Source organism: Bartonella sp. B39 (assembly GCF_053795145.1).
Genome location: NZ_CP200036.1, coordinates 1,614,448 through 1,641,402, shown reverse-complemented (window position 1 = coordinate 1,641,402; position 26,955 = coordinate 1,614,448). Strand labels below are relative to the sequence as shown.

Annotated in this window: 29 protein-coding genes and 7 pseudogenes; 30 read left to right on the top strand and 6 right to left on the bottom strand. The window is 42.0% G+C overall.

The features are described from left to right. Window positions 1-55 precede the first annotated feature (55 nt). Window positions 56-709 (bottom strand): thiamine phosphate synthase, encoded by a 654-nt coding sequence (locus V4P57_RS07520; RefSeq protein WP_455465927.1) that lies wholly within the window; start codon window positions 707-709, stop codon window positions 56-58. A gap of 117 nt (window positions 710-826) precedes the next feature. On the opposite strand from V4P57_RS07520, the gene V4P57_RS07515 reads away from it, so the two are divergent. The 14 genes and pseudogenes from V4P57_RS07515 (at window position 827) to tolB (ending at window position 10,773) form a co-directional block, all read left to right on the top strand. Then, window positions 827-1,924: an OpgC family protein gene (locus tag V4P57_RS07515; protein WP_455465926.1), complete on the top strand. Its 1,098-nt coding sequence runs from the start codon at window positions 827-829 to the stop codon at window positions 1,922-1,924. 207 nt (window positions 1,925-2,131) lie between these two features. Beyond that, a complete protein-coding gene (locus tag V4P57_RS07510; RefSeq protein ID WP_455465925.1) occupies window positions 2,132-2,650 on the top strand; it encodes a DUF1465 family protein in 519 nt (172 codons plus the stop codon). Between the two features lie 165 nt (window positions 2,651-2,815). Then, entirely contained in the window at window positions 2,816-3,325 is a 510-nt protein-coding gene (gene ruvC, locus V4P57_RS07505; protein WP_455465924.1) for a crossover junction endodeoxyribonuclease RuvC, read from the top strand. Further along, a complete protein-coding gene (locus tag V4P57_RS07500; RefSeq protein WP_455465923.1) occupies window positions 3,322-3,489 on the top strand; it encodes a hypothetical protein in 168 nt (55 codons plus the stop codon). Before ruvC ends, V4P57_RS07500 begins: the two co-directional genes overlap by 4 nt. Before the next feature lie 35 nt (window positions 3,490-3,524). Continuing rightward, a pseudogene (locus V4P57_RS07495) lies at window positions 3,525-3,653 on the top strand (crossover junction endodeoxyribonuclease RuvC); the annotation flags it as partial. Between the two features lie 35 nt (window positions 3,654-3,688). Beyond that, window positions 3,689-3,817: pseudogene (locus V4P57_RS07490) on the top strand (crossover junction endodeoxyribonuclease RuvC); the annotation flags it as partial. After that, window positions 3,814-3,987: a hypothetical protein gene (locus V4P57_RS07485; protein WP_455465922.1), complete on the top strand. Its 174-nt coding sequence runs from the start codon at window positions 3,814-3,816 to the stop codon at window positions 3,985-3,987. The pseudogene V4P57_RS07490 and the gene V4P57_RS07485, both read left to right, overlap by 4 nt. 12 nt (window positions 3,988-3,999) lie before the next feature. Then, window positions 4,000-4,617, top strand: coding sequence for a Holliday junction branch migration protein RuvA (gene ruvA, locus V4P57_RS07480; protein ID WP_455465921.1), 618 nt, complete (start codon window positions 4,000-4,002; stop codon window positions 4,615-4,617). 13 nt (window positions 4,618-4,630) lie between these two features. After that, window positions 4,631-5,725 (top strand): Holliday junction branch migration DNA helicase RuvB, encoded by a 1,095-nt coding sequence (ruvB, locus tag V4P57_RS07475; protein WP_455465920.1) that lies wholly within the window; start codon window positions 4,631-4,633, stop codon window positions 5,723-5,725. Window positions 5,726-5,937: 212 nt separating this feature from the next. After that, window positions 5,938-6,378, top strand: coding sequence for a tol-pal system-associated acyl-CoA thioesterase (gene ybgC, locus V4P57_RS07470; RefSeq protein ID WP_455465919.1), 441 nt, complete (start codon window positions 5,938-5,940; stop codon window positions 6,376-6,378). Window positions 6,379-6,522: 144 nt separating this feature from the next. Next, the gene (gene tolQ / locus V4P57_RS07465; RefSeq protein ID WP_455465918.1) at window positions 6,523-7,236 is read left to right on the top strand and encodes a protein TolQ; all 714 of its coding nucleotides are present in this window, start codon (window positions 6,523-6,525) and stop codon (window positions 7,234-7,236) included. Between the two features lie 12 nt (window positions 7,237-7,248). Next, complete coding sequence (gene tolR, locus V4P57_RS07460) at window positions 7,249-7,701, top strand: protein TolR (RefSeq protein ID WP_455465917.1); 453 nt, start codon at window positions 7,249-7,251, stop codon at window positions 7,699-7,701. Between the two features lie 92 nt (window positions 7,702-7,793). Beyond that, on the top strand, window positions 7,794-9,407 hold the full coding sequence (locus tag V4P57_RS07455; RefSeq protein WP_455465916.1) for a cell envelope biogenesis protein TolA: 1,614 nt from the start codon (window positions 7,794-7,796) through the stop codon (window positions 9,405-9,407). Window positions 9,408-9,450: 43 nt separating this feature from the next. Next, entirely contained in the window at window positions 9,451-10,773 is a 1,323-nt protein-coding gene (tolB, locus tag V4P57_RS07450) for a Tol-Pal system beta propeller repeat protein TolB (RefSeq protein WP_455466983.1), read from the top strand. A gap of 387 nt (window positions 10,774-11,160) precedes the next feature. On the opposite strand, the gene V4P57_RS07445 is transcribed toward tolB, so the two are convergent. Further along, window positions 11,161-11,907, bottom strand: coding sequence for a YebC/PmpR family DNA-binding transcriptional regulator (locus V4P57_RS07445; protein ID WP_455465915.1), 747 nt, complete (start codon window positions 11,905-11,907; stop codon window positions 11,161-11,163). Window positions 11,908-12,285: 378 nt separating this feature from the next. Here V4P57_RS07445 and V4P57_RS07440 point away from each other — a divergent pair, with 378 nt between their 5' ends. The 14 genes and pseudogenes from V4P57_RS07440 to V4P57_RS07375 all read left to right on the top strand — a co-directional run bounded on the left by V4P57_RS07440 (window position 12,286) and on the right by V4P57_RS07375 (window position 23,284). Beyond that, on the top strand, window positions 12,286-12,978 hold the full coding sequence (locus V4P57_RS07440; RefSeq protein ID WP_455465914.1) for a DUF1013 domain-containing protein: 693 nt from the start codon (window positions 12,286-12,288) through the stop codon (window positions 12,976-12,978). A 205-nt stretch (window positions 12,979-13,183) separates the two neighbouring features. Next, window positions 13,184-13,705 carry a peptidoglycan-associated lipoprotein Pal gene (gene pal / locus V4P57_RS07435; RefSeq protein WP_455465913.1) on the top strand — a complete coding sequence of 174 codons (522 nt, stop codon included), beginning with the start codon at window positions 13,184-13,186 and terminating at the stop codon, window positions 13,703-13,705. Window positions 13,706-13,731: 26 nt separating this feature from the next. Next, a complete protein-coding gene (locus V4P57_RS07430) occupies window positions 13,732-15,804 on the top strand; it encodes a tol-pal system protein (RefSeq protein WP_455465912.1) in 2,073 nt (690 codons plus the stop codon). Beyond that, window positions 15,794-17,308: a tRNA lysidine(34) synthetase TilS gene (tilS, locus tag V4P57_RS07425; RefSeq protein ID WP_455465911.1), complete on the top strand. Its 1,515-nt coding sequence runs from the start codon at window positions 15,794-15,796 to the stop codon at window positions 17,306-17,308. Before V4P57_RS07430 ends, tilS begins: the two co-directional genes overlap by 11 nt. Window positions 17,309-17,426: 118 nt before the next feature. After that, window positions 17,427-19,640, top strand: a complete 2,214-nt coding sequence (ftsH, locus tag V4P57_RS07420) for an ATP-dependent zinc metalloprotease FtsH (protein ID WP_455465910.1) — start codon at window positions 17,427-17,429, stop codon at window positions 19,638-19,640. A 495-nt stretch (window positions 19,641-20,135) separates the two neighbouring features. After that, window positions 20,136-21,515: a phosphoglucosamine mutase gene (glmM, locus tag V4P57_RS07415; protein ID WP_455465909.1), complete on the top strand. Its 1,380-nt coding sequence runs from the start codon at window positions 20,136-20,138 to the stop codon at window positions 21,513-21,515. Between the two features lie 43 nt (window positions 21,516-21,558). Then, window positions 21,559-21,723 (top strand): hypothetical protein, encoded by a 165-nt coding sequence (locus tag V4P57_RS07410; protein WP_455465908.1) that lies wholly within the window; start codon window positions 21,559-21,561, stop codon window positions 21,721-21,723. A 55-nt stretch (window positions 21,724-21,778) separates the two neighbouring features. Beyond that, a pseudogene (glmM, locus tag V4P57_RS07405) lies at window positions 21,779-21,931 on the top strand (phosphoglucosamine mutase); the annotation flags it as partial. Window positions 21,932-21,986: 55 nt separating this feature from the next. Continuing rightward, window positions 21,987-22,139: pseudogene (glmM, locus tag V4P57_RS07400) on the top strand (phosphoglucosamine mutase); the annotation flags it as partial. Window positions 22,140-22,182: 43 nt separating this feature from the next. Further along, entirely contained in the window at window positions 22,183-22,347 is a 165-nt protein-coding gene (locus V4P57_RS07395) for a hypothetical protein (protein ID WP_455465907.1), read from the top strand. Window positions 22,348-22,390: 43 nt separating this feature from the next. Next, the gene (locus V4P57_RS07390; protein WP_455465907.1) at window positions 22,391-22,555 is read left to right on the top strand and encodes a hypothetical protein; all 165 of its coding nucleotides are present in this window, start codon (window positions 22,391-22,393) and stop codon (window positions 22,553-22,555) included. A 55-nt stretch (window positions 22,556-22,610) separates the two neighbouring features. Next, window positions 22,611-22,763, top strand: a pseudogene (gene glmM, locus V4P57_RS07385) (phosphoglucosamine mutase); the annotation flags it as partial. 43 nt (window positions 22,764-22,806) lie between these two features. Continuing rightward, window positions 22,807-22,971: a hypothetical protein gene (locus V4P57_RS07380; RefSeq protein WP_455465907.1), complete on the top strand. Its 165-nt coding sequence runs from the start codon at window positions 22,807-22,809 to the stop codon at window positions 22,969-22,971. Window positions 22,972-23,014: 43 nt separating this feature from the next. Beyond that, window positions 23,015-23,284: a hypothetical protein gene (locus tag V4P57_RS07375; protein WP_455465906.1), complete on the top strand. Its 270-nt coding sequence runs from the start codon at window positions 23,015-23,017 to the stop codon at window positions 23,282-23,284. A 198-nt stretch (window positions 23,285-23,482) separates the two neighbouring features. On the opposite strand, the gene V4P57_RS07370 is transcribed toward V4P57_RS07375, so the two are convergent. Then, on the bottom strand, window positions 23,483-23,926 hold the full coding sequence (locus tag V4P57_RS07370) for a hypothetical protein (protein ID WP_455465905.1): 444 nt from the start codon (window positions 23,924-23,926) through the stop codon (window positions 23,483-23,485). A gap of 3 nt (window positions 23,927-23,929) precedes the next feature. Next, window positions 23,930-24,256, bottom strand: coding sequence for a DUF883 family protein (locus tag V4P57_RS07365; RefSeq protein ID WP_455465904.1), 327 nt, complete (start codon window positions 24,254-24,256; stop codon window positions 23,930-23,932). Window positions 24,257-24,699: 443 nt separating this feature from the next. Between V4P57_RS07365 and V4P57_RS07360 the strand changes: the two genes are divergently transcribed. After that, window positions 24,700-25,557, top strand: coding sequence for a MotA/TolQ/ExbB proton channel family protein (locus V4P57_RS07360; RefSeq protein WP_455465903.1), 858 nt, complete (start codon window positions 24,700-24,702; stop codon window positions 25,555-25,557). After that, window positions 25,554-26,159 carry a biopolymer transporter ExbD gene (locus V4P57_RS07355; protein WP_455465902.1) on the top strand — a complete coding sequence of 202 codons (606 nt, stop codon included), beginning with the start codon at window positions 25,554-25,556 and terminating at the stop codon, window positions 26,157-26,159. The genes V4P57_RS07360 and V4P57_RS07355 overlap by 4 nt, the downstream gene beginning before the upstream one ends. 78 nt (window positions 26,160-26,237) lie before the next feature. Here V4P57_RS07355 and dut (V4P57_RS07350) read toward each other — a convergent pair. Next, window positions 26,238-26,549 (bottom strand): annotated as a pseudogene (gene dut / locus V4P57_RS07350) (dUTP diphosphatase); the annotation flags it as partial. A 26-nt stretch (window positions 26,550-26,575) separates the two neighbouring features. Continuing rightward, window positions 26,576-26,938, bottom strand: a pseudogene (dut, locus tag V4P57_RS07345) (dUTP diphosphatase); the annotation flags it as partial. Window positions 26,939-26,955 lie beyond the last annotated feature (17 nt).

Here is a 26,955-nt window from a genome sequence, read left to right as displayed (position 1 = left end):
GAGGTGAGTGTGCGCGGATTTTTATCAGCGCCTTATGTATGAATGTTTTCCCACATCACAAGGGTGTGGTTTCACATTTTCCTTTCATCATTTCAATTATCATCAAGGGATTGTCATTCCTAAAAATGATTTCTTCGACAGCGATGAATTCACAGGCAGTTTTTAATACTTCGTCAAAAGTTGCAACATCGCTTCCCGCTTGCACAACGGCAGGGATTTCCATAATTTCTGCCCACCATCCTGCTAATTGGAGATTGCGGGGGTGAGGTTGTGGTTTTTTATCAGCACCCAGTTTTCCAAAGAAAAGGTAATTAACCCCTGCTTCTCCAGAAAGCATGGCACTATGGCGATCACGTATATTTCCATAACCAATGATTTTTTGTTCCCTTTTCGGATTTTTTAAGTGTTCAAGAGCGTTAAGATCACCCTCTATATGAAAACCATCGGCCTTTATCCGTTCAGCTATTCTGCTCTCACCAGCAACGAGAAGGGCGATATCCTTATTTTGAATATCTTGTGCGTAAAGTTGCGCTTGTTTTTGTAAAAAAACGTCATCATTTCGAGAGTCATAGAGAATTACGCATGCAAAAAACTTTTTTTGCAAGATTTTTTGCAAAAAATCCGGAGAGATAGAACGCCGAATATCGAATGTCAAAATTAATTGAGGAAAAGAATGAGGATCAATTATTTTATTTTTTTGTTTTATCATACAAAATCCTTGTTTCTTTAAATATTAAGTAATTTAACACTTAAAAATTAAAACTTCATCTTATAAATTTTCTTTGTTATACTAAAGAATTACTTTTATAACTTGTGGGGATCCTTTATGGGATATCAAGGTATTTTTCATCATACGCATCCTGTTTATCGCGATACACGCATTGATGTTTTTCGTTCTTTAGCCTTATTGACGATTTTCATCAACCATATTCCTGGAACTCTCTATGAGTCTCTAACACATAGAAACTTCGGCTTTTCTGACTCAGCAGAAGCATTTGTTTTAATTTCAGGGATTTCTCTTGGGTTAAGCTTTCATGCGCATTTACAGAACAAGCCTTTTATTTTCATTATGCGCAAACTTTGGCAGAGAGCTTTTCAGCTTTATGGGGCATATCTTTTTACAACTTTTGCAACGTTAAGCCTCTTTTTAGCAGGCTTTTTATTGTGGCGTGTGGAAAAACTTTTATCGATGAATAATCTGGGTCTCTTTTTTACACAGCCTTTTGTCGCATTTTTTAGCACTTTAAGTTTTGGGCATCAATTAGGCTATAATAATATTCTGCCGCTTTATATTGTTCTTATGCTTTTTGCACCTTTTGCCCTTTATTTGAGTTGTAAACATAAAAGGTTGCTGCTTTTGGGCTCCTTCATGCTTTATCTCATCTGCGGATTTTATGAAATTGCTCCACCTTCTTACCCCCTACAAGGACAGTGGTTCTTAAACCCTTTGTCTTGGCAATTCTTGTTTGTTATAGGGCTGACCGCTACTTTATCTCTCAAACAAGGAAAAACCATCACCTTTAAACCTTTTTTAGTTGTTTTGGCAGCCGTGTATCTTTTGCTCTCATTGCTATGTGTTCGCTTAAACTGGTGGGGCGTTGTTGGGTGGTTTGGATGGTCTTCTCCATTGTTTAATTTTAATAAAACTTTTTTAAGTTTGCCACGCCTGCTCCATATCATTGCATTGTCAACACTCATACTTTGTTTACCGCGCTTGAATAAGTGGTTTCATGTCTCCAAGAAAAACCCCTTGGCAATTTTGGGAAAACACAGTTTACCCGTCTTTGTGATTGGCACCGTTTTTGCGATGATTGGACAAATTTTAAAAACAGTGATGACGGGAACGTTTTTTTCCGATAGTCTCTTGATTATCAGTGGCATTGCGGTGCAGTTTGGGGTGGCTTATTATTATGAAAAACGTTAATCTTTTCAAAAATCTTTTTCAGGGAAATCAATAAGTCTGTAACGCCGTCCTATGTGCGTTAACCTTAGAGTGAGAAGCACATTGCGTAAAATTTTTAAAAGAGGTACTCAATAAAAAAAGCATTCTATACGGCAATATAAAGAAACTTTTCAGTTCTCATTTCGTTGAGTAGCAAAATTGTTGTGCTGATATTTGGAGTAGAAAAGCGTGAGCGCACATAAACGTCCCTATGATGAGCCCATTATTATGATCGAGCATAGTGCTTTTGAAAATGCTTTCAATCGTCTCTATGAAGAGACGATGATTTTGATTGAAAAAACAGCAACTTATATTGATACAGAAGGTAAATTGGCGGCACGTTCCTTTTCTACGGAAATTTCTGCAATTTATGCGAAAGAAGCTATGTATTTAAGTACAAGACTCATGCAAATTGCCTCTCAACTTCTCCTTCTTCGCGCAGAACGTGAGGGAGAAATGACACCAGAACAAATACAAAAAGAAATCGCAAAGGTATCGCTGCATACACCAACGCTAAAATTCGAAACGGATCATTGGCAAGAGTTGCCAGAAGTTTTCCGCCACTTCGTTGCTTGTTCACTGCGACTAGAAGCACGTATGCACTATATGCGTTCTGGAAAAGAAGATGGATTTTCTCATGTATTGGAAGAAGACAATCCGGTGGGTAAACAAATGGAATTGCTTAAAAAAGCATTTAGGAGTTCCTAGAAAATTTTGAGTCTTCTTTCTTTTTCTTTTTTATTTTGCTGTGTGCTTGTGCTCTCAAAACGCTTTTTGATCAATTGCTTTGTTTAAGCGTTTTCTCTGTTGCTTTTGTTTTATTTCCCCTCTAATCTCTTTCGAAACGCGGAGAAAGTATATAGACTGGGGTTTATGGCAGAGACGATTCGTATTGTAGGTATTGATCCCGGACTACGGCGTACAGGATGGGGTATTGTCGATCTCTCCGGTAATCGCTTTCAATTTGTTGCGGCAGGGACAGTTTCTTCCGATGTACGCTGTGATCTTGCTTCTAGGCTATGTCAGCTTTACAAAGGGCTTTCAGAGGTTGTGCATCAATTTATGCCTTATGAAGCCGCCGTGGAACATGTGTTTGTCAACAAAGATGCTACGGCAACTTTAAAACTTGGTCAAGCGCGTGCCGTTGCTCTGCTTGTGCCAGCGCAAGCAAATATTCCTGTTTTTGAATATGCCCCAAATAAAGTCAAAAAATCAGTTATTGGTGTTGGTCATGGCGCTAAAGAACAAATTCATATGATGGTAAAAGTTTTGCTTCCTCGTGCTGAATTTGACAGCAGTGATGCCGCTGATGCGCTTGCGCTTGCACTTTGCCTACGTGCGCATCGTAGCAGTCTCTCTCATCGTTCAAGGGTTAGAGCATGATCAGCTTTTTTAAATGTATCTTTGATGTTTATGTTATGATGGTAAAAGTTTTGCTTCCTCGTGCTGAATTTGACAGCAGTGATGCCGCTGATGCGCTTGCGCTTGCACTTTGCCTACGTGCGCATCGTAGCAGTCTCTCTCATCGTTCAAGGGTTAGAGCATGATCAGCTTTTTTAAATGTATCTTTGATGTTTATGTTATGATGGTAAAAGTTTTGCTTCCTCGTGCTGAATTTGACAGCAGTGATGCCGCTGATGCGCTTGCGCTTGCACTTTGCCTACGTGCGCATCGTAGCAGTCTCTCTCATCGTTCAAGGGTTAGAGCATGATCAGCTTTTTTAAATGTATCTTTGATGTTTATGTTATGATGGTAAAAGTTTTGCTTCCTCGTGCTGAATTTGACAGCAGTGATGCCGCTGATGCGCTTGCGCTTGCACTTTGCCTACGTGCGCATCGTAGCAGTCTCTCTCATCGTTCAAGGGTTAGAGCATGATCAGCTTTTTTAAATGTATCTTTGATGTTTATGTTATGATGGTAAAAGTTTTGCTTCCTCGTGCTGAATTTGACAGCAGTGATGCCGCTGATGCGCTTGCGCTTGCACCTTGCCTACGTGCGCATCGTAGGAACGTCAACGAATCTTATTATGCAAAGGTTGCGATGTAATGGGAGCTATGAATGATTGGAAAATTAAAAGGTATCCTTGAACATATCTTTGATGATCATGTCCTTGTGGATGTTCAAGGGGTGAGCTATGTTGTTTTTGTGTCAAATCGGTTGCGCCCTTCTTTACCGGCGCTTGGTGAGAGTATAAGTCTCTTTATTGAAACACATGTTCGGGAAGAAGCTATTCGCCTTTTTGGTTTTTCGACAAGAGCGGAACAAGAGTGGTTTTGTCTTTTGCAAAATGTTCCTGGTGTGGGAGCAAAAGTTGCTTTGGCAATTTTGGGTACTTTATCGCCAGATGAACTCGCACAAGCAATTGCCTTAAATGATGTTGCAATGATGAGCCGTGCTCCAGGAATTGGTAAAAAAGTCAGTGAAAGAATTGTCCGCGAATTGAAAAGCAAGACACTCCCCTTCTACGAGAATGCGGTTCATAGCCCTTCACTCCCTCATATGGACGAAACCAATCAACCAACAAATGAGGCTCTTTCTGCTTTAATAAAGCTCGGTTTTGAGCGCGACCAAGCAGCCCGTGCTCTTGCTTTAGCAATGAACGCTCTTGAAGGGGAAACCGTTTCCTCTGCTCTGCTTATTCGCCATAGTCTTAAATTGCTTTCTCCTCCCGCTTAAGTAAAAGGTAACAATGCATAAAGATGAAGACAAACGCCTTTTGGGTGCCATTCCTCTCCCTAACGATCCAGATCGTTCCTTAAGACCACAAGTGCTTGATGACTTTATTGGTCAAGAAGCGGCGCGGGCAAATTTGAAAATATTTATTGAAGCAGCGAAGGCACGCCAAGAAGCACTCGACCATGTTCTGTTCGTTGGGCCACCTGGTTTGGGCAAAACAACGCTCTCGCAAATTATGGCCAAAGAATTAGGGGTTAATTTTCGCTCCACTTCAGGGCCAGTTATTGCTAAAGCAGGAGATCTGGCGGCCCTTTTGACTAATCTAGAAGAACGCGATGTCCTTTTTATTGATGAAATTCATCGCTTAAGTCCAGCAATTGAAGAAATTCTTTATCCGGCTATGGAAGATTATCAGCTTGATCTTATCATTGGTGAAGGGCCTGCTGCGCGCTCAGTTAAAATTGATCTTGCTAAATTTACTTTGGTTGCTGCAACGACACGTTTGGGGCTGTTGACCACACCGTTACGGGACCGTTTTGGTATCCCAATCCGTCTCAATTTTTATACTATAGAAGAATTGGAGTATATCGTTCAACGCAATGCTCGGCTTTTTTCGGTAAAGATTAGTGATGATGGTGCCCATGAAATTGCACGTAGAGCGCGCGGTACGCCACGAATTGCCGGACGGCTTTTACGACGGGTTTGTGACTTTGCTCTGGTCAAACGGGCAGAAAAAATTGATCGTAAGGTTGCAGATGAAGCGCTTTCACGCCTTGAAGTTGATCATCTTGGTCTCGATCCGCTTGATCATCGCTATTTGCGGTTGATTGCAGAAACTTTTTTAGGAGGGCCAGTGGGAATTGAAACGATCGCTGCTGCTCTCTCAGAACCGCGTGATGCTATTGAAGATATTGTGGAGCCCTATCTTCTCCAACAAGGTTTTATGCAACGAACTGCTCGCGGGCGTATTCTTACAGAAAAAGCTTGGAGCCATTGTGGACTTTGCCCTCCTCCTGCTCAGATTTCACCACAAAGGCGGGCTCAACTGCTTGATGCACAAGATAATTCATCACCCCAAACAACTTTGTGGGATGGAGAAGATGATTAAAACACCTTATTTTAAGTGCAAATACAAAATAATTTTCTCTCACAAATGCACTGCTTGGAGAACATTTTTACGAAAAAAAACTTTACGAAAAAAAGTTTGGGGGTATTTAAAATTTTGTGCTCTGATTTCCACGACTTCAACACAAAAATGCATTCAACTGCTACATATACAAGATAATTCACCACAACAAACAATTTTATGGGATGGAGCAGATGGCTGAAACAAAATCTTTTAAAGACGATTCTACAAATGGTTTTCATGATTTTAAGGTGCGCGTGTATGTTGCTGATACAGATTTTTCTGGTGTGGTTTACCATGCACGCTATCTAGAGTTTTTTGAACGTGGACGTTCAGAATTTTTACGGGATACAGGTCTTAACAACAAGATGTTGGCAGCGGGTGTTAAGGGTGAGAAACTGTTTTTTGTTGTTCGACATATGGAAATCAATTTTTCACGACCAGCGCAAATCGATAATCTTTTAACACTCAAAACACGAATTAATCGCATTCAAGGGGCACGCTTTTTTATGGAGCAACACATCCTTCATGAGGATATCATGTTGGTAACAGCAAAAGTTGAAATTGCTCTTATTAATGAGACAGGAAAACCGCGCCGTTTACCAAAAGGGCTTTTTTCGACAATTGTTGTTTAAAAATATGCTCAGTTAAAATTGTGATGTTATACTGGTTCTTTGATGGAAGAGATAATGAAATTGCTTTCTTAAATTTAGAAACTGTAAAACAATCTGCTTTATGAAATTTAACAAATGAATTTTTCATTTAGAGGGACAGAAATTATGCCGCATGTAGAACTCACGAATCCAGAAGTGATTGGAATCTTGCATTTGTTTATGCAAGCAGGTTCCGTTGTTAAAGCTGTTATGATTGGCTTACTGCTGGCTTCCATATGGAGTTGGGCAATTATTTTTGATAAAATCTTGACCTATCGGAGAATACGGCGTGAAATAAAAAAATTTGAACGCATATTTTGGTCAGGAAAGGCGCTAGAAGATCTTTACGCAGAATGTAAAAGTCAGCGCACCAATAGTATAACTGCGGTTTTTATGGCAGCAATGGTGGAGTGGAAAAAATCCTTGGAAAAGGGTATTCATACATCAACAAGCCTGCAAAGCAGGATTGATAAAGCTATGGATCTTACTTTGGGGCGCGAAAGCGCAAAAATAGAATCAAAATTAGGTTTTCTTGCAACACTTGGTTCAGCAGGACCCTTTATTGGTCTTTTTGGTACAGTTGTTGGTATTATGAGTTCCTTTCTTTCTATTTCAGCATCTCAAAATACATCGCTTGCAATTGTCGCACCAGGTATTGCCGAAGCACTTTTGGCAACCGCTATTGGTTTGTTTGCAGCAATTCCAGCTGTTATTGCCTATAACAAATTGATCAATGAAAGTGTATGGATCATTACACAAATAGAAAATTTTGCTGATGAATTTTCAACAATTGTGTCACGGCGTATCGATGAAACACGTACAACGAATTCATCATTCTAAAGAGGATTATTTATGGGTGTTTCTATTGCTTCTTCTTCTCGGAAAAAGACACGTAGGCGGAGCCATTCACGCAGCCAATTGATGAGCGAGATCAATGTTACACCGTTTGTTGATGTCATGCTGGTGTTGTTGATTATTTTTATGGTTTCTGCTCCACTCTTGGTCAATGGTGTTCCTCTTGATTTGCCGCGTAGTCAAGCTGGGCCTGTGCAAATGCAGCACACTCCACTTACGGTTTCACTCGATGCACAAGGGCGCTTGGCAATTAATCAAGATTATTATGACACAGTTGAAGCTCTTATTACACAACTCAAACTTCAATTGGAAAATGATCATACACAAAAAAACCAGCGTATTTTTGTGCGTGCTGAAAAAACTGTTGAATATCAGCAGGTGTTAAAACTGCTCGCTAAACTTCAAAAAGCAGGGTTTTCACAAGTTGCTTTAGCAAGTTTGGCACAATAAGAGTATGATAAACTGTCATATAAAGCAGGTTTTTCAGCTGTATGCAAAATGATATCAAGCGTGCTCAAAAATAAAAAATGCAAGGCGTGGAGATGAACAAAGACTCTTATCATAGCATGAAACGAGGCTTAGCTTTGTCCCTTGTAGCACATGTGATCCTTCTTAGCTTTGGAGCTGTTTACTTCATCAGTCCCGTCTCTTTACCACAACAACTAGAAGCAATTCCGATTACCCTTGCTCCTCTGAGCCAAGAGCTTTCCTCTCAACAGGGTGCAGTGAATGCGCCTGTGCGTGCAATTCCCGCTGTGAAGCCAACGGTTAGACCACAAGAAAAAGAAGATGCGCTCCACGTAGGAGAAGGGAAGATAGATAGTCTTGTGCCTTTTAGACCAAAAGAAAAACTCCGAACCGTTGAGACAGCACCTTCACCATCAGGAGAAGAGAAAACGCTAGAAAAATATTCACCAGAGCTTACAGAACAAGAATTATCAGTGGAAAAAATAGATGAGCCTTTAGAGAAGACACCAGAAGAAGCTTCAGAGGTTATGGCGAAGGCGCCTTTAGGGAAGATACCAGAAGAATCTTCAGAAGTTATGGCGAAGGCGCCTTTAGGGAAGACACCAGAAGAATCTTCAGAGGTTATGGCGAAGGCGCCTTTAGAGAAGACACCAGAAGAATCTTCAGAGGTTATGGCGAAGGCGCCTTTAGAGAAGACACCAGAAGAAGCTCCAGAGGTTATGGCGAAGGCGCCTTTGGAGAAGACACCAGAAGAAGCTTCAGAGGTTATGGCGAAGGCGCCTTTAGAGAAGACACCAGAAGAAGCTCCAGAGGTTATGGCGAAGGCGCCTTTAGAGAAGACACCAGAAGAAGCTCCAGAGGTTATGGCGAAGGCACCTCTAGAGAAGACACCAGAAGAAGCTCCAGAGGTTATGGCGAAGGCACCTCTAGAGAAGACACCAGAAGAAGCTTCAGAGGTTATGGCGAAGGCGCCTTTAGAGAAGGCACCAGAAGAGGCTTCAGAGGTTATGGCGAAGGCGCCTTTAGAAACGCATAAAAATGAGGAATTTATATTGCCACAAAAATTGATTCCCAGGGTAGGAAAAATGCCTGTAGAGGAAACACCAGAACGTCAACAAGCTCCTCAAATTATGTTACCAGGGAAATCTCCTTTTCCGCAGTTTAAACCAAAATCTGCTAAAAAATCCGCCTTACAAACTATGCAAGATGAGAAAAAGAAAAAGCATCAAAGGATTGACAAGTCCATTGAAGATATTTTGGCATTGGAAGAAAATAATCTGCTTAATCGTGTCCGCACGCAAGGAGGTGGAGCAAAACGCTCTAATACACCAGAAGCTTTAGGAGCAAGAAAAAATATTGATGATACCACAAAAATGGCACAAACATTGGTTAATCTCGTAGGAGGATGTATCCAACAAAAGCTTAAACTCGTGGCGCTTGGTGGTGATTTAAAAAACCGTCCCGTTGTGCGTTTACGATTTTACCTAAACCGTGAAGGAATGGTTATAGGAGATCCGGTCATCGATCCATTAGGGGGTGTGCAGAATCAACAAGCTATTATGATAAGACAGGTGTATGCGGCCGTTTTTTCATGCCAACCTTATGCCGATCTTCCACGCGATCAGTATGATTTGTGGGGGCAGGGTTTCGATTTTAATGTTGACCCCCTCCAAGAAATAACACGATGAAATATGGAGATATTTTTCTCTCAACGAAAGGATACATTCCATGATGACTATAACGAGGCATAATTTTTTCTCTTGGCTTATTATCACTTGCGGTTTGTGGCTTTCTGGTTTTTCATCGGTTCATGCACAACTCAAAGGCACTATTTCTAGTGCCGACTTTAACCCCATTCCCATTGCAATTACAGATTTTATTTCCCATGATTCTATTGGATTAAAAATAACGGCCGTGGTGACAGCTGATCTTGAACGGTCAGGACTTTTTTTACCCCTTGATAAAACAACTTTTTTTGAAAAAATCTCCGATTCTAACAAACAACCGTATTTTTCTCATTGGGAAAAAATAAAAGCACAAGGTTTGGTTACCGGACAAGTTATCAGAGAGTCCGATGGGCGATTGAGAGTCGATTTTCGTTTATGGGATGTCTTTGGAAAACGTCAACTCAAAGGGCGGCGTTTTTATACTGCAACAGAACATTGGCGGCGGGTCGCACATATGATCGCCGATGAGATCTATGGAGAGATGACAGGCGAAAGCGGGTATTTTGATACGCGGATTGTTTTTATCGATGAAACAGGTCCCCAAAATGCACGTGTTAAACGCTTAGCGATGATGGATCAAGATGGAGCAAATTTGATCTATATGTCTGATGGCAGTGAGTTGGTTCTAACCCCTCGATTTTCGCCCAAACGGCAAGAAATTACCTATATGGCCTACGAGCATAAGCAAGTGCCCCACGTTTATCTTCAACAAATTGAAATGGGACAAAGGGAGTTGATAGGAACTTTTAACAATATGACAATTGCACCACGTTTTTCTTCTGATGGACAAAAAGTCATCATGAGTTTATTGCAAAATGATGGAAGTGCAAATCTTTACACCATGGATCTACGCACTCGCACAATGACTAGGCTTACAACAACTGAAGCCATTGATACATCAGCTTCTTATTCGCCCGATGGAACACGGATCGTCTTTTCATCAGATCGTAGTGGGAAGCCGCAAATTTATACAATGGATGCGGATGGAGGTAATATCCAGCGTATTTCTTCAAATGAAGGAAGTTATTCTACACCTATTTGGTCACCACGGGGGGATTATATCGCCTTTACCAAACAATCAGAAGGACAATTTTCTATCGGTGTTATGCACCCCGATGGACAAGGAGAGCGGATTCTAACCACAGGTTTTCACAATGAAGGACCAACGTGGGCTCCTAATGGTCGCGTACTGATGTTCTTTCGCAAAAATCCGGGCATGGGTCCCAAAATTTATACGATTGATATTACTGGACGCAATGAACGCCAGCTACCCACACCAAATGATGCCTCTGATCCAGCATGGTCGCCCTTGCTCTCTCCACAGTAAAACGAGTGGCTGGATAAAAATAAATCATGCGAAAGTCTATGAGATCCGCAAAACAAAAATTGTCTTTATCAGTTGCAAAGGGGAATCCATTTACATTCAATTTTTTTGAATGTGTTTTAAGGTATTATACCACATCTTTTGGAGTCTGTGGGCGGTAAAACTTCTTTGGGGGATCATATCTTTGTGGAAAGAATCCTTTGAAAAAAATTACCAGAAAGCTTTTGTGCTTTTTGTTGAAAATGTTTTAGAGTTTGTACGAGACGCCCCGCTCTTGAAGCGGGACTTTGTATTTGTTTATGGAAAATGAGAGATGATTAAATTGTTGTGGAGGCAGTAAGCAAGGCCTTCATGAAAAATAAAGCGCATGCCGTGGTGATTGCATGGAAATTAACTAGAGAGTTTCGCCAAAATTTCATCGCTGACATCAAAATTGGCATAAACATTCTGTACGTCATCATCTTCTTCTAATGTTGAAATAAGTCGTAAAACGGATAAAGCTTTTTCTTCATCTACTGGTGCTAAGGTGACAGCTTTCCAAATCGTTTTGATCGATTCTGCTTCGCCAAGTTTTGCTTCAAGCATTTTAGACACTTCGCCAATATCGTCAAATGCACAGGTAATATGGTGCTCAGTTGCTTCTGATTGCACATCTTCAGCACCTGCTTCGATTGCAGCATCCATGATGCTATCGGCTGTTCCCGCTTCCAGTTTATAGATTATTTCACCAATTCGATTAAACATAAAGCTGACCGAGCCCGTTTCTCCAAGCGCACCACCAGATTTGGTAAAGGCAGCGCGCACGTTTGAAGCAGTGCGGTTGCGGTTATCCGTTAAAGCTTCAACAATGACTGCAACACCGCCTGGACCATACCCTTCATAGCGCACTTCGTCATAGTGTTCGACATCACCTCCTGAAGCTTTCTTAATTGCACGCTCAATGTTGTCTTTTGGCATCGACTGTGCTTTGGCATTTTGGACAGCAAGCCTTAAGCGTGGATTCATAGCCGGATCAGGGCTGCCTTGTTTTGCTGCAACAGTAATTTCGCGCGCAAGCTTAGAAAATATTTTCGAGCGCATCGCATCTTGACGCCCTTTACGGTGCATAATATTTTTAAATTGTGAATGGCCTGCCATAGTTTTCCTTCCGGTTTTTGGACTTTCTTTCCAGTTGGGGTGCTCCTAAATTCAAGGTGGTAAAACATGCACCTCACCAAAATAAACGTGCCGCAATATAAGGTGAAATGATCAAATAAATCCTTTATAAGAAAATTCACTTTAAAGGTAAAGACACTCTGTTGAGAACCGTCATAAGACAGATGTCTTGTCGTTCGTGAAAAATCAGGTTATAAAAGACACAGTTTCATGGCAAAATTGGTTTATTCTATGACTCGCTTTATTTAAGAGTGGGGTAAGAGAACCTGATGTATAGGAATAAATACTCCAATGCTCCCTAGAGGGCAATAACCTGCCTCAATCTTCAATAAAGAGGCAAAGTGAGAGGATATTATAAAAATGGCAACGCAACTTTTGATGCCCAAGGCCACAGCTGTTTGGCTGGTTGATAACACTGCGCTTTCTTTTGAACAGATTGCAGACTTTTGTAAATTGCATGTGTTGGAAGTAAAAGCTATTGCTGATGGTGAAGCTGCTTATGGTATTAAAGGTCTGAATCCGATTAATTCTGGGCAGTTAACACGTAGTGAAATCGCTCGGGTAGAGGCTGACCAAACCGCACGTTTGAGAATTTCCGAGTCCAGGGTACGTATCCCTGAAAAAAAACGTAAAGGTGCACGCTATATCCCTCTTTCTCGACGCCAAGATCGTCCAAATGGTATCTTGTGGTTAGTGATCAATCATCCCGAATTGAAAGATGCACAGATTGCACGGTTGATCGGAACAACAAAAGCAACGATTGAACAAATTCGCCTTAGAACCCACTGGAATAGCGCTAACTTGGTTCCTCTCGATCCCGTAGGACTAGGATTGTGTTCACAAATTGATTTGGATTTAGAACTCCAGCGTGCTGCAAAAAATCGTCCTGTCTCTGTAGAAGGAGACCCATCTTTGCTTCCCGCATCAGTGACGGAAAATGTTGATCTTAATGAAAATCAAGTGGAAAATGATCCTAAAAAGAGTTTTGATGCCGATAAAGTTTTTGCAAAACTGAATGCACTGCAGAAAAAACGTCAGGATGATGATACATAAACAAGAGGCTACATGGTTAAGTGTAAAAACGATTTCTCGTTGATGTTGAAAGATTAGGAGAAAAAAGCAATGGATATTTAAAAAGGATAATAGGTGAAAAATTAAGAAAATTTTTTCTTCATTAGGAATTAGCAATTACTCTTGGAGAACTTTTGAAAGAATATATCCTTTCAGCTTTCATGTTCATAATAAGGAGAATCAGTATATGCGCTCTACCAAAAATATTATCCTTCATCCCTTAGCTGTGGCTCTGTTTTTTTCACTGTTTTTGTTGGGGTGTGGAAAGAGACATGTCGGTGCACTCAACGGCATGAATGGCGCTTATTTGAATAATGCTGGCTTTAATCAAGAAATGCCAGGTTCGGGACAAGAATTTACTATTAATGTTGGAGATCGCGTTTTCTTTAGTCTCGATTCTTCTTCAATTGATACTGATGCTGAACGTGTTTTGATACGACAAGCAGAATGGTTGCTTCGTTATCCTCATCATTCTATCATGATCGAAGGTCATGCTGATGAACGGGGTACGCGTGAATATAATTTGGCATTGGGGCAGCGTCGGGCTGTTGCTGTGCGTAACTATTTGGTTTCTCTTGGTGTATCTGCGCAACGGATTCAAACAATTTCTTATGGAAAAGAAAGACCTGTGGTCGTGTGTGATGATATTTCCTGTTGGAACCAAAATCGTCGTGCTGTTACAACGCTTAATAGTATGAATAGTAATTAAAAATTTATTCTTAAGGGGAGAAAAGTATGTCAATATATCGTAGGAAAAATTGGAGAACTGCCTTTTTTATGGCCATTCTCATGGCTTGTTCTGCTTCATCTGTTCAAAGTGCAGCGCGTTGGTTTTCCCAATATTCTACAGATGATTCAGCTGCCGATGCGGTGAATAAAGCTGGTGCTGATGCTGCGGGTAAGGCTGCTGATGCGGTGAATAAAGCTGCTGCTGGTGCTGCGGATAAGGCTGCCGATGCGGTGAATAAAGCTGGTGCTGATGCTGCGGGTAAGGCTGCCGATGCGGTGAATAAAGCTGGTGCTGATGCTGCGGGTAAGGCTGCCGATGCGGTGAATAAAGCTGGTGCTGGTGCTGCGGGTAAGGCTGCCGATGCGGTGAATAAAGCTGGTGCTGATGCTGCGGGTAAGGCTGCTGATGCGGTGAATAAAGCTGCTGCTGGTGCTGCGGATAAGGCTGCTGATGCGGTGAATAAAGCTGGTGCTGATGCTGCGGGTAAGGCTGCTGATGCGGTGAATAAAGCTGCTGCTGGTGCTGCGGATAAGGCTGCCGATGCGGTGAATAAAGCTGGTGCTGATGCTGCGGGTAAGGCTGCCGATGCGGTGAATAAAGCTGGTGCTGATGCTGCGGGTAAGGCTGCTGATGCGGTGAATAAAGCTGCTGCTGGTGCTGCGGATAAGGCTGCTGATGCGGTGAATAAAGCTGGTGCTGATGCTGCGGGTAAGGCTGCTGATGCGGTGAATAAAGCTGCTGCTGGTGCTGCGGATAAGGCTGCCGATGCGGTGAATAAAGCTGGTGCTGATGCTGCGGGTAAGGCTGCCGATGCGGTGAATAAAGCTGGTGCTGATGCTGCGGGTAAGGCTGCCGATGCGGTGAATAAAGCTGGTGCTGGTGCTGCGGGTAAGGCTGCCGATGCGGTGAATAAAGCTGGTGCTGATGCTGCGGATAAGGCTGCCGATGCGGTGAATAAAGCTGGTGCTGATGCTGCGGGTAAGGCTGCCGATGCGGTGAATAAAGCTGGTGCTGATGCTGCGGGTAAGGCTGCCGATGCGGTGAATAAAGCTGGTGCTGATGCTGCGGGTAAGGCTGCCGATGCGGTGAATAAAGCTGCTGCTGGTGCTGCGGATAAGGCTGCCGATGCGGTGAATAAAGCTGGTGCTGATGCTGCGGGTAAGGCTGCCGATGCGGTGAATAAAGCTGGTGCTGATGCTGCGGGTAAGACTTACTTTCAGGGGATGACTCAAAGTGGAGGAGTCATTTTAGAAAATCAGAAGATTCTGTTTAAAGATTATGATTTAGACAAACTTTTGCATAATATACAAATGGTGCTTGAGCATAATAGTTTGAAGAGTGTGCAAAAGCAATTCCATAACCTTTTTGATGAAAAAAGCTCTTCTCTTTATTCTTGTGCTTTTGAGAGCACACCTTTGGATAAAAATTTGCAGACTGTAAAGGAACAGATGGTTCAAAAGCACAGTATGAAAGGTGATAAGAATAATATTGCCAACGCAGAGAGCCATGATCATGAAAGTCATTTGCAGGAAATGCATGGGTACTTGCAAAAAGCTGATCAACATCTGAAGGAATTGCATAAAGATGCAAAGAAAACAGAGGACAATTTGCAGGAAGTCCATAATCGTTTAAAGAAGACGCATGAAGAAAGAAATGATGTCGAAGCGCAACAGAGTAAAGATTCCTCTCTTCTCTCTTCTAAAGAATTGTATAAGCAGGGCTACGATTTTATTCTTTCTGCTAATTATGTTGAAGCTGAAAAGACCTTTTGTGCTTTGCAACAGCGTTATAAAAAAGATCCTTTGAGTGATGATACTTTGTTTTGGTTGGCAGAAGCTTTGTTGGGACAAAAACGCTATCATGAAGCAGCACAAGTTTATCTTAGCGCATGGTATACAGACAAAAAGAAGCTCTATACCTCTGAGATTTTGCTGAAATTGGCAAGAAGTATGATTGCTCTTGACAAGAATAAAGAGGCTTGTGCAATTGTTGCAAAAAAATCAAAACACTCTGAAACGTTAGAGTCCATTTTTTGTAAACCTCTAAAAAGGAATGAGGTTGTTCGCGGTGTGCGTTAGACTAGCAGGAAATCTCTTTAAAACATCGGATTTTATCCAGTGTCAAAAGGTGATCCTTGCGGTCTCAGGGGGGAGTGATTCTCTGGCTTTGCTGTTTTTGGTCAAAGACCATTTAAAAACTCTCTCTGTTCCTCCGGAAATAATTGCTGTCACTGTTGATCATCAATTACGTAAAGAATCAGCCCGTGAAGCAGAAAATGTTGCAGAAATTTGTCGTGCTCATCGCATTAAACATAGTATTGTACGGTGGGAAGACAAAAAACCAAAGACGCATATCGCTTCAAGTGCCCGTATTGCACGCTATAATCTCTTGTTTAGAGAGGCGCAAAAACAAGGTGCAACGCTTATTATGACAGGGCATACGCTCAATGATCAGGTTGAAACTTATCAGATGCGCTATCAGCGTCTCCAGAAGGATGTAGGGGAGAGGCAGAAACGAGCTTTTTCGAATATGTATGGTGGCAATTATGCGAGGGCATCTCCCGGTATTTTACCAGGTGAATCTTTTGAGAGCATGCGTGGTGAAATATATCCTATAGAAGCTGAAGAAAATATTGCGCAAAAAAGCTCTCTTGTTACCGAAAAAAACAATGGGTTAATGTATGCGCGCGGTTTATCGTGTATCCCACGTGAGGCATTACTTTGTCGAAAAATACGCTTGATCCGTCCGCTTCTTGGTGTAAAGCGCAAAACATTGCGTACCTATTTGCGCCTAAATGGCAAAACATGGATCGATGATCCAACCAATGAAGATCGCAATTTTGAACGCGTGCGAGTGCGCCAATCCCTTCATCAAAAAAAAATTTCCGTTATTGTACAAAGAGTTCATGAAGCCGCAATGAGGCGTCATCAACAGGCAAAAATTATTGCCGATTTAATTTTAGCTCTGGATATCGTCGTCGAATATGGACGTTGTTTTATTGTAATGCCTGCACCATTTTTACAGAAGCATCCAGGATTTCCTTTTGTTATTGGACTCTTTGCGGTGTTGATGGGAGGGGGCTTGTATTTGCTTCCCAGTCAAAAATTGATCACTCTTGTCCAAAGGCTCTGTCTTTACTCTTCCCAAAAACAACGCTTTACTCTAGCTGGATCTGTCATTGAGTATAGCAGAAGCGGAATTGCTCTTTGGCGCGAATCTCGAAACATGAAAGAGGCAATTGTTGAACCAGGAAAAACTTTCTTGTGGGACGGGCGATATCAGATTGTCAACCATGGAGTTAATACCATAAAGGTTGGAGCAGCAAGTTTGAAACAGCTAAAATCTTTATTGCAAAACAGCTGCGTTGATCTTGAAAATCCCCATTTTCCCTCTTTAAAATCGTTGCTGATGATCTCAAATGACAAAGGGTACGATATTCCAGAGCTAACTTTTCAAGCTCTTTCCCATCAAAATGTCATCATAAAGCGGATTATGGCTCCTTTCGATTGGCTTTTGTCGTGTGAAGATGCCGATCTTGTCAATGTTGTGGAACCTTTTTTTAATATTGAGGTGAAAAGATAAGGAAAAAATACTCTAAAAGATAATAAATGTCTTATCATGCCTTGGCAAGGGACAGACAAGGTTATATGTTAGGTGGGGAATAATTTAAAATCTATATTTGATTAAGTGTGAGCCGAATATGAATTCCAATTACCGCTCTCTCCTCATCTGGGGAGTTATCGCCTTAATTTTAATTGTGTCATTTTCTCTCTTTAATGGAGATAGCCAACGTTCCGGCGGAGGAGATGTCTCTTATTCCGAATTTTTGCAAAAGGTTGAGAATAATGAGCTGAAATCTGTGACCATTCAAGGTCAAAAGTTAACAGGACAAACCGTTGAGCACAGAGTTATTTCAACATATGCTCCACGAGATCCAGGATTGATCCAAAAATTGGAAAATAAAAATGTTAATGTTAAAGCTATTCCTGAAAGCTCTGGTAATAGTATCTTCCTCAATCTACTCTTTTCTTTGCTACCTGTGATTATTATCGTTGGGGCGTGGGTCTTCTTTATGCGACAAATGCAAAATGGGTCACGCGGGGCAATGGGATTTGGCAAATCAAAAGCAAAATTGCTCAATGAAGCGCAGGGCCGTGTGACTTTTCAGGATGTCGCAGGCGTTGAAGAAGCAAAGCAGGATCTCCAGGAAATTGTCGAATTTTTACGTGAACCACAAAAATTTCAACGCTTAGGAGGACGTATTCCACGCGGCGTTTTGCTTGTTGGTCCTCCAGGAACTGGTAAAACTTTGCTTGCACGTTCTGTTGCGGGTGAGGCAAATGTACCCTTCTTTACCATTTCAGGTTCGGATTTTGTCGAAATGTTTGTGGGTGTTGGTGCAAGCCGCGTGCGCGATATGTTCGAACAGGCTAAAAAAAATGCACCTTGTATTATCTTTATCGACGAAATTGATGCTGTTGGACGCCATCGCGGTGCTGGACTGGGGGGCGGAAATGATGAACGTGAGCAGACCTTAAATCAGCTGCTTGTCGAAATGGATGGTTTTGAGCCCAATGAAAGTATTATTCTCATTGCTGCAACAAATCGTCCCGATGTGCTCGACCCTGCTTTGTTAAGACCAGGGCGGTTTGATCGACAGGTTGTCGTGCCAAATCCCGATGTTTCTGGGCGCGAACAAATCTTGAAAGTGCATGTGCGCAATGTTCCTTTGGCTCCTAATGTTGATCTGAAAGTTCTTGCAAGGGGAACTCCAGGATTTTCTGGTGCTGATTTGATGAATCTTGTTAATGAAGCTGCTCTCATGGCTGCTAGCCGCAATAAAAGAGTCGTCACTATGCAAGAATTTGAAGATGCAAAAGATAAGGTGATGATGGGGGCTGAACGTCGTTCATCCGCCATGACACAAGAAGAAAAAGAACTCACCGCTTATCACGAAGCGGGGCATGCTATTGTGGCTCTTAATGTCCCAGTTGCTGACCCTGTTCATAAAGCAACAATCGTGCCAAGGGGGAGAGCTTTAGGAATGGTTATGCAATTGCCTGAGGGTGATCGATATTCTATGAGCTATCGGTGGATGATTTCACGTCTGGCTATCATGATGGGAGGACGTGTGGCTGAGGAATTGAAATTCGGAAAAGAAAATATCACTTCCGGTGCCTCTTCTGATATCGAACAAGCGACAAAATTAGCACGCGCGATGATCACACGTTGGGGCTTTTCTGATCTCCTTGGCAATGTTGCTTATGGTGATAATCAGGATGAGGTCTTTTTAGGGCATTCTGTAGCACGAACACAAAATGTCTCTGAGGAAACAGCGCGCATGATTGATATGGAAGTGCGTAAACTTATTGATGATGCTTATAAAAGTGCTACAAAAATTTTGAAAACAAAAAAACAAGAATGGTTTGCTCTTGCGCAAGGTTTGTTGGAATATGAGACTTTAACGGGAGCTGAAATTAAAGAAGTTATTGCGGGAAAGCCTCCTTCACGAACACAAAAAGATGAGGGAGCTGCTCCACGCATTTCCTCTGTGCCTAAAACTGGAGCAATGAAAGCAGAGGCTGAGATAACAAAAGAAGACAAAACAGATATTGCTTCAACGGATATCGATATAGAAAACACGGATAAAATCGATCCTGGTAGAGCGGAGGCAAAAAAGGTACAGACAAAAGCTGGAAAGGAAACAAAAAAATCCAGTGATGATAAATCCGATGATGATAAGTTTAAGGAAGTGCAGCTTCGTGAAGCTGAGAAAAAAACGCAAAGCATAAAAAATGCCGCAAAAAATGCTCTTAAAGCAGCAAACCATCCTGAAAGTAGAGTCCTTACTGAAAAAAAGCCAAACGTTAAAGGACGCGATAAAGAAAAACAGAAGCCTTCTGACGACGCTTGAATGGCTATATTTTGGAGAAATATTCTAGGCAGTTTTTTTAGGAGAGGTGCAAGCAGGGGGCTTGCGCCTTTTAATCAATGTGGGGAAAGGTATATAGGCAGAGGTGTTAGGGGCTTTGCATGCTTGCGGTATGTGAACAGAGATATTGATGATTTGCGTGCTTGCACCGTGTGCATGATCAAAAGATTGATGTCTGAGGATTGATAATGCGTGTGAGAAAAAAGGCTATTCTTTGATTTTGTTCAAATGGTTGTATGCATAAAGTATGTGAGAGGATAGTATTGCTTTATGCATGCGATGTAGATGCATAATTGGTGGGATGGGCGTTGTTGTAGGAAGTAGAGATTTATTCTAAATGGCAGGTGTGGTTGCGTCTTGATGGTCTAAAAGAATGAAGGGATGCAAGTGATCTTATCACATGAGGGATCTCGCTGTTCTAAAGTTTCCACTCTGACAGAGCTGCAAAAGAATAAGTGTGTACAAAGGATAAGAGGGATGACACAAAAATATTTTGGCACAGATGGGATTCGGGGGAAAGCGAATGTCTTTCCTATGACACCAGATTTTGCCATGAAAGTGGGGATGGCTGTGGGGGTATTGTTTCGGTCACAACGTCAGTCGCGGCGTGTGGTGATTGGTAAGGATACCCGATTATCTGGCTATATGCTGGAAAATGCTTTGGTTTCAGGATTGACCGCTGCGGGGATGGAGGCTTTTTTATTGGGACCAGTGCCAACACCTGCTGTTGCTATGCTTTGTCGTTCCTTGCGCGCTGATCTTGGAGTGATGATTTCTGCTTCTCATAATCCCTTCTATGATAATGGAATTAAACTTTTTGGTCCCGATGGTTTTAAACTTTCAGATGATACGGAAGCAAAAATTGAGCAATTGATCGATACAGATCTTTCAAAATCTTTAGCAAATTGTGCTGAAATTGGTTATGCAAAACGGGTCGAGGGCGATATTTATCGTTATATCGAATATGCAAAACGAACTTTGCCTCGAGATGTTCGCCTAGATGCTTTGCGTATTGTTGTGGATTGCGCCAATGGTGCTGCTTATAAAGCTGCTCCCCGTGCTTTGTGGGAATTGGGAGCTGAGGTTTTTGCTATTCATGATGAGCCAAATGGTACCAATATTAATCAAAAATGTGGTTCAACCGATTTGGCTTCTTTAAAAAAGAAAGTTCATGAAGTGCGTGCTGATGTGGGGATTGCTCTTGATGGTGACGGTGATCGTGTTCTGCTTGTTGATGAAAAAGCGCAAACAATTGATGGAGATCAATTGATTGCTGTAATTGCTGAGCATTGGCATAAAACTGGACGATTACGGTGCAATGGTGTTGTTACAACTATTATGTCAAATCTTGGACTCGAGCGCTTCTTGAACAGCAAAGGCTTGGATCTTGTTCGGACAAATGTTGGGGATCGCTATGTGGTCGATGCGATGCGCAAAAAAGGATATAATATTGGTGGAGAGGTTTCTGGGCATATTGTGCTCAGTGATTTTGGCACAACTGGCGATGGATTGGTGGCAGCCTTGCAGATTTTAGCCTGTATGCAAGAGAGTCAAACTCCTATGAGTCAGTTGTGTAAACGATTTGAGCCTGTGCCGCAAATTTTTAAAAATGTAACGGTTAGAAACAAAAATATGTTGAAGAAGAATCCGGTAAAAATGGCAATAGATCAAGCAACGCAACATTTGGGAAAAGATGCACGATTGGTCATCCGTGCTTCTGGAACTGAGCCGGTTATCCGCATTATGGCTGAAGGAGATAAACGAGAAGTTCTCGATGCTGTTGTAACAGAGATGATGGATGTGCTCACCCATCATGATGCCTTTTCCAAGGTGGGGGATTCCCTCGAAGAATCGTGAGTGCTTTTATAAGACTTGCAGGAGAATTTAGTGGCATTAAAAGATGTGTGGTGAGCTGGTTCGTGCTTCTGGAACTGAGCCGGTTATCCGCATTATGGTTGAAGGAGATAAACGAGAAGTTCTCGATGCTGTTGTAACAGAGATGATGGATGTGCTCACCCATCATGATGCCTTTTCCAAGGTGGGGGATTCCCTCGAAGAATCGTGAGTGCTTTTATAAGACTTGCAGGAGAATTTAGTGGCATTAAAAGATGTGTGGTGAGCTGGTTCGTGCTTCTGGAACTGAGCCGGTTATCCGCATTATGGCTGAAGGAGATAAACGAGAAATTCTCGATGCTATTGTAACAGAGATGATGGATGTGCTCACCCATCATGGTGCCTTTTCCAAAGTGGGAGATTCCCTCGAAGAATCGTGAGTGCTTTTATAAGACTTGCAGGAGAATTTAGTGGCATTAAAAGATGTGTGGTGAGCTGGTTCGTGCTTCTGGAACTGAGCCGGTTATCCGCATTATGGCTGAAGGAGATAAACGAGAAATTCTCGATGCTATTGTAACAGAGATGATGGATGTGCTCACCCATCATGGTGCCTTTTCCAAAGTGGGAGATTCCCTCGAAGAATCGTGAGTGCTTTTATAAGACTTGCAGGAGAATTTAGTGGCATTAAAAGATGTGTGGTGAGCTGGTTCGTGCTTCTGGAACTAAGCCGGCGATCCGCATTATGGTTGAAGGAGATAAACGAGAAATTCTCGATGCTATTGTAACAGAGATGATGGATGTGCTCACCCATCATGGTGCCTTTTCCAAAGTGGGAGATTCCCTCGAAGAATCGTGAGTGCTTTTATAAGACTTGCAGGAGAATTTAGTGGCATTAAAAGATGTGTGGTGAGCTGGTTCGTGCTTCTGGAACTAAGCCGGCGATCCGCATTATGGTTGAAGGAGATAAACGAGAAATTCTCGATGCTATTGTAACAGAGATGATGGATGTGCTCACCCATCATGGTGCCTTTTCCAAAGTGGGAGATTCCCTCGAAGAATCGTGAGTGCTTTTATAAGACTTGCAGGAGAATTTAGTGGCATTAAAAGATGTGTGGTGAGCTGGTTCGTGCTTCTGGAACTGAGCCGGTTATCCGCATTATGGCTGAAGGAGATAAACGAGAAATTCTCGATGCTATTGTAACAGAGATGATGGATGTGCTCACCCATCATGGTGCCTTTTCCAAAGTGGGAGATTCCCTCGAAGAATCGTGAGTGCTTTTATAAGACTTGCAGGAGAATTTAGTGGCATTAAAAGATGTGTGGTGAGCTGGTTCGTGCTTCTGGAACTAAGCCGGCGATCCGCATTATGGTTGAAGGAGATAAACGAGAAATTCTCGATGCTATTGTAACAGAGATGATGGATGTGCTCACCCATCATGGTGCCTTTTCCAAAGTGGGAGATTCCCTCGAAGAATCGTGAGTGCTTTTATAAGACTTGCAGGAGAATTTAGTGGCATTAAAAGATGTGTGGTGAGCTGGTTCGTGCTTCTGGAACTAAGCCGGCGATCCGCATTATGGTTGAAGGAGATAAACGAGAAATTCTCGATGCTGTTGTAACAGAGATGATGGATGTGCTCACCCATCATGATGCCTTTTCCAAAGTGGGGGATTCTTGGCAGTGTGCTGTTGAAAGGTATAAACGCTGTGGAAGAATAGCTCTCAGATACCTTCGAATATATGATCGCTTAAATTTGACGGATATTTTCACGATGATTTTATCACGCACACAATGATAAAACACAATGAAAAAGGTGTTTTATTGCAAAGAGGATGCTGAAAGTGATGTGGTTTCGTTACATTCCTTCTTTAGAAACTAAACATTAATTTTTTAGGATTAATCTCGATACAACATGGGACGATGGGAAATAAAAAGGTGTTTTCTCTCAATTGAAAGAAAACACCGGGGGGTTGGAAGTACACAATTGCACATCTCAATCTGAAAAGCGGTCTTTTTTATCTTTTTTCCACAGAAAATAGGTGGCAAGTCCAAGAACCGGAACACTCCATTTGGCAAAAGGCAGATGTTTGCTTAAAAGTGCAACACTGGAAAGCGCCGCATTTGTCATAAGTTTATGATGTTGTTCTTCCGATTGCTTTTGTCGTTCGTAGCGTTGATAAGTTTTCAGAATGTGGACAATGAAAATACCTAAGCCTGCAAGAAACAAACAAATGAAAAACATTGTACTAGCTGCTGCAAGCGGGTTCATAACCAAACATAAGGCAAGAAAACCTATAATGCATAAAAAGAGCAACGACATGAACAATGAAATGCCCACAATGCCGCAGCAAATTGCTTGAAGGCGCATTTGCTTGACGGTACTTTTGAGACCTCCACCGACAAGATGGTTTAAAAGAGAAGCGATAAAATTATGCATTGCTTAACGACGCAATAATTGAGAAAGAATAAAACCAATACCCGCTGCAAAAAGAACGCTTTTATTAGGATTTTTACGAACGTATTGATTCATGGTTTGTTCAAGATTACCGATTTTGTCTTTCGCTTGAGAGAGAATGTCTTCACTACTTTCTTTCGCTGCGTTATACAGTGTTTCGGCTTTGTTTTTGGCTGCGTTCAATTTGTTTGCACCAATATTTGCTAATGTTGAGGTCGCCTCTGAAACGTCATTGCGTAACTTTTCTAATTGTCTGTGTGAGGATTTTTCTGTTGCCATTTTGTGATCCTGTGTTGTTTTATTATTTGCCATGATGATTTTTTCCTCTTGATTTATCATTACTCAGTATTTGTGTGTTCATAGTGATTATTTGCTTTGGAGTAGAAATTTTCACTGCTTTTGTAACGTTAAACGGTTTTTTTAGTTCCCTCTTTTGTGTAATTTAAAAGTATTTTTGATAAAATGAATCTTGTTGGCCTATAAGGGCAGTTTGTGCGTTTAAATATTTTGTGCAAGAAACCTGTTTTCTTAAGATAAATTTATTTTAATTTGTGTGGAGAAAAATTTCTTGAAACATACCTCTTGAAAAAGTTTTTTCCTGAAATAAAACTATACTTGATTTATCAAGTTTTATTTTTTAGACTGAACACAGAATGATGTTAAAAGGGACGTGGCGTTGTAAAATGGTGATGCTGCGAGGGTGGTTGTGTGACTGTAAGATAAAATAAATGAAGTTCATAACGATGTGAGAAGAAATGGAATCTGAAACAGTACCCTTAGAGAACACAGTTGCTGTGTTTGCATCGCCTGATCTTTCCCCTTTTTCTATGTTTATGGCGGCTGATTTTGTTGTAAAAACTGTCATTATTCTTTTGTTGTTAGCGTCTCTTGCATCTTGGACAATTGCTTTCGTCAAAATCATTGAGATTTCTTTGGCGAAACGAAGAGTGCGTCGGGAACTTCAATTGGCTCTTAATGCTCATACCCTCACGCGTTTAGCTGCTAGCTTAAAAGAAAGCAAAGGAGCCGGTGTGGTCTTTCTAAAAGAAGTTCTTAAAGAAGTGTATCTTTCTACACAACAGGTTCGTTTTACGGGCACTGAAGGGGGGGATTCTGGTAAAAGAGCGCATGCAAGACAAGAGGGTTCAGTTGCGCATGAAGATAACCTCTTCTATGAGGAAATTGGTCGGTATGGCGAGGGCATGCGCGATATTAATGAGGGCGTAAAGGAAAGGGTTCATTCGCTTTTGTCACGCTGCTTGCTGGCTGCTGCGCGGCGTGTTGCATGTGGTAGTGCTGTTCTGGCAACTATTGGTGCAATTGCTCCCTTTGTTGGTCTTTTTGCGACCGTTTGGGGAATCATGAATTCTTTTATAGGTATTGCTCAGTCTCAAACAACGCGGCTTGATGTGGTCGCTCCTGGAATTGCTGAGGCTTTGCTGGCAACGGCTGTCGGGCTTTTTGTGGCTATTCCCGCCGTTGTTATGTATAATAGCCTTATGCGTGCTCTGAGTGGTTATCGCAATGATTTAGGCGATATTGTTGCTGCAATTGAAAGGCTCTTGAGCCGTGAACTGGATAGACACCGTCAACAGAAAAGTCATAAAAAATGAAAGCGGGCTTTAATGATAATTGGGAGGTTGATGAGAGTGGATTGCACAACGAGATGAATGTAACTCCTTTTATTGATGTTGTGCTAGTGTTGCTTGTCGTTTTTATGGTTGCTGCGCCTTTGGCAACATCTGTTATTCCGGTTCAACTTCCTTCTATAACACAAGTGCCCTCAGTGATTCAACCTGATGAGCCTCTTTATGTGACTTTGCAAAAAGATCGTTTTCTTTATGTTGGTGATAATCTTGTTAGCCAAACGGCGTTTAAAGAAGTTTTGTTGAAGGCAACAAATCAAAATCTAGGGACAAAGATTTTGATCAAAGCTGATAGTGAAATTGATTATGGAGCTGTTGTGGATTTGCTTAATCAAATACGAGCTGCTGGATATACTAAAATTGGTCTTATGGGATTGCAAAAATCTTCCAATGTTGCAGCAAAGGCGGCAATCAGTGATGGAGTCGTGAGTGCTACCGATGCTGTGGGAGGCAATACAACGGGTAATACTGGGGTAGATGTGACAAATGATGCTGCAGTACGTGCAATCAACCGTGCGGTCGACAATATAAGTAGTCCCACAATGAAGAATCTTTCCCCTATCCGGTAATGTGCAAGGATTTACCATTCGCTTCTTAAGTCTATCTTATTGCGCCAAATTTCTCCTGTATCTCGGTCTTTTGGTCTCTCAACTTCTTGCATTGCTTTGGGTATTTTCATTTTGCTCTATAGCGCAAACATTGACCCGAATAACCGGTGCGATGACCGTTTGTGCAATGCGCATACCACGCTGAATGGAAAAGTCTTCTTGCCCAAAATTGATGAGGAGAACTTTTACTTCGCTATCGGCTAATCGCTGTCAATTGTTCCGGGCGTGTTCAAACATGTGATGCCGTGCTTTAAGGCTAAGCCAGAGCGTGGACGTATTTGTGCCTCAAAACCGGGCTTGAGGGTGGAAAATGAGACCCGTTGGAATGAGTGCGCGCTCCTGCAATGCGAGGGCGATGTTTTTTCACTGAATGCTGTTTAAATTTGCCCTGTTGAACCAAAACCACCTGCTCCCCTGCTTGTGGTATCTCGATTTTCTGCATTGCTTTGGGTATTTTCATTTTTCTCTATAGCGCAAACATTGACCCGAATAACCGGTGCGATGACCGTTTGTGCAATGCGCATGCCACGCTGAATGGAAAAGTCTTCTTGCCCCAAATTGATGAGAAGAACTTTTACTTCGCTATCGGCTAATCGCTGTCAATTGTTCCGGGCGTGTTCAAACATGTGATGCCGTGCTTTAAGGCTAAGCCAGAGCGTGGACGTATTTGTGCCTCAAAACCGGGCTTGAGGGTGGAAAATGAGACCCGTTGGAATGAGTGCGCGCTCCTGCAATGCGAGGGCGATGTTTTTTCACT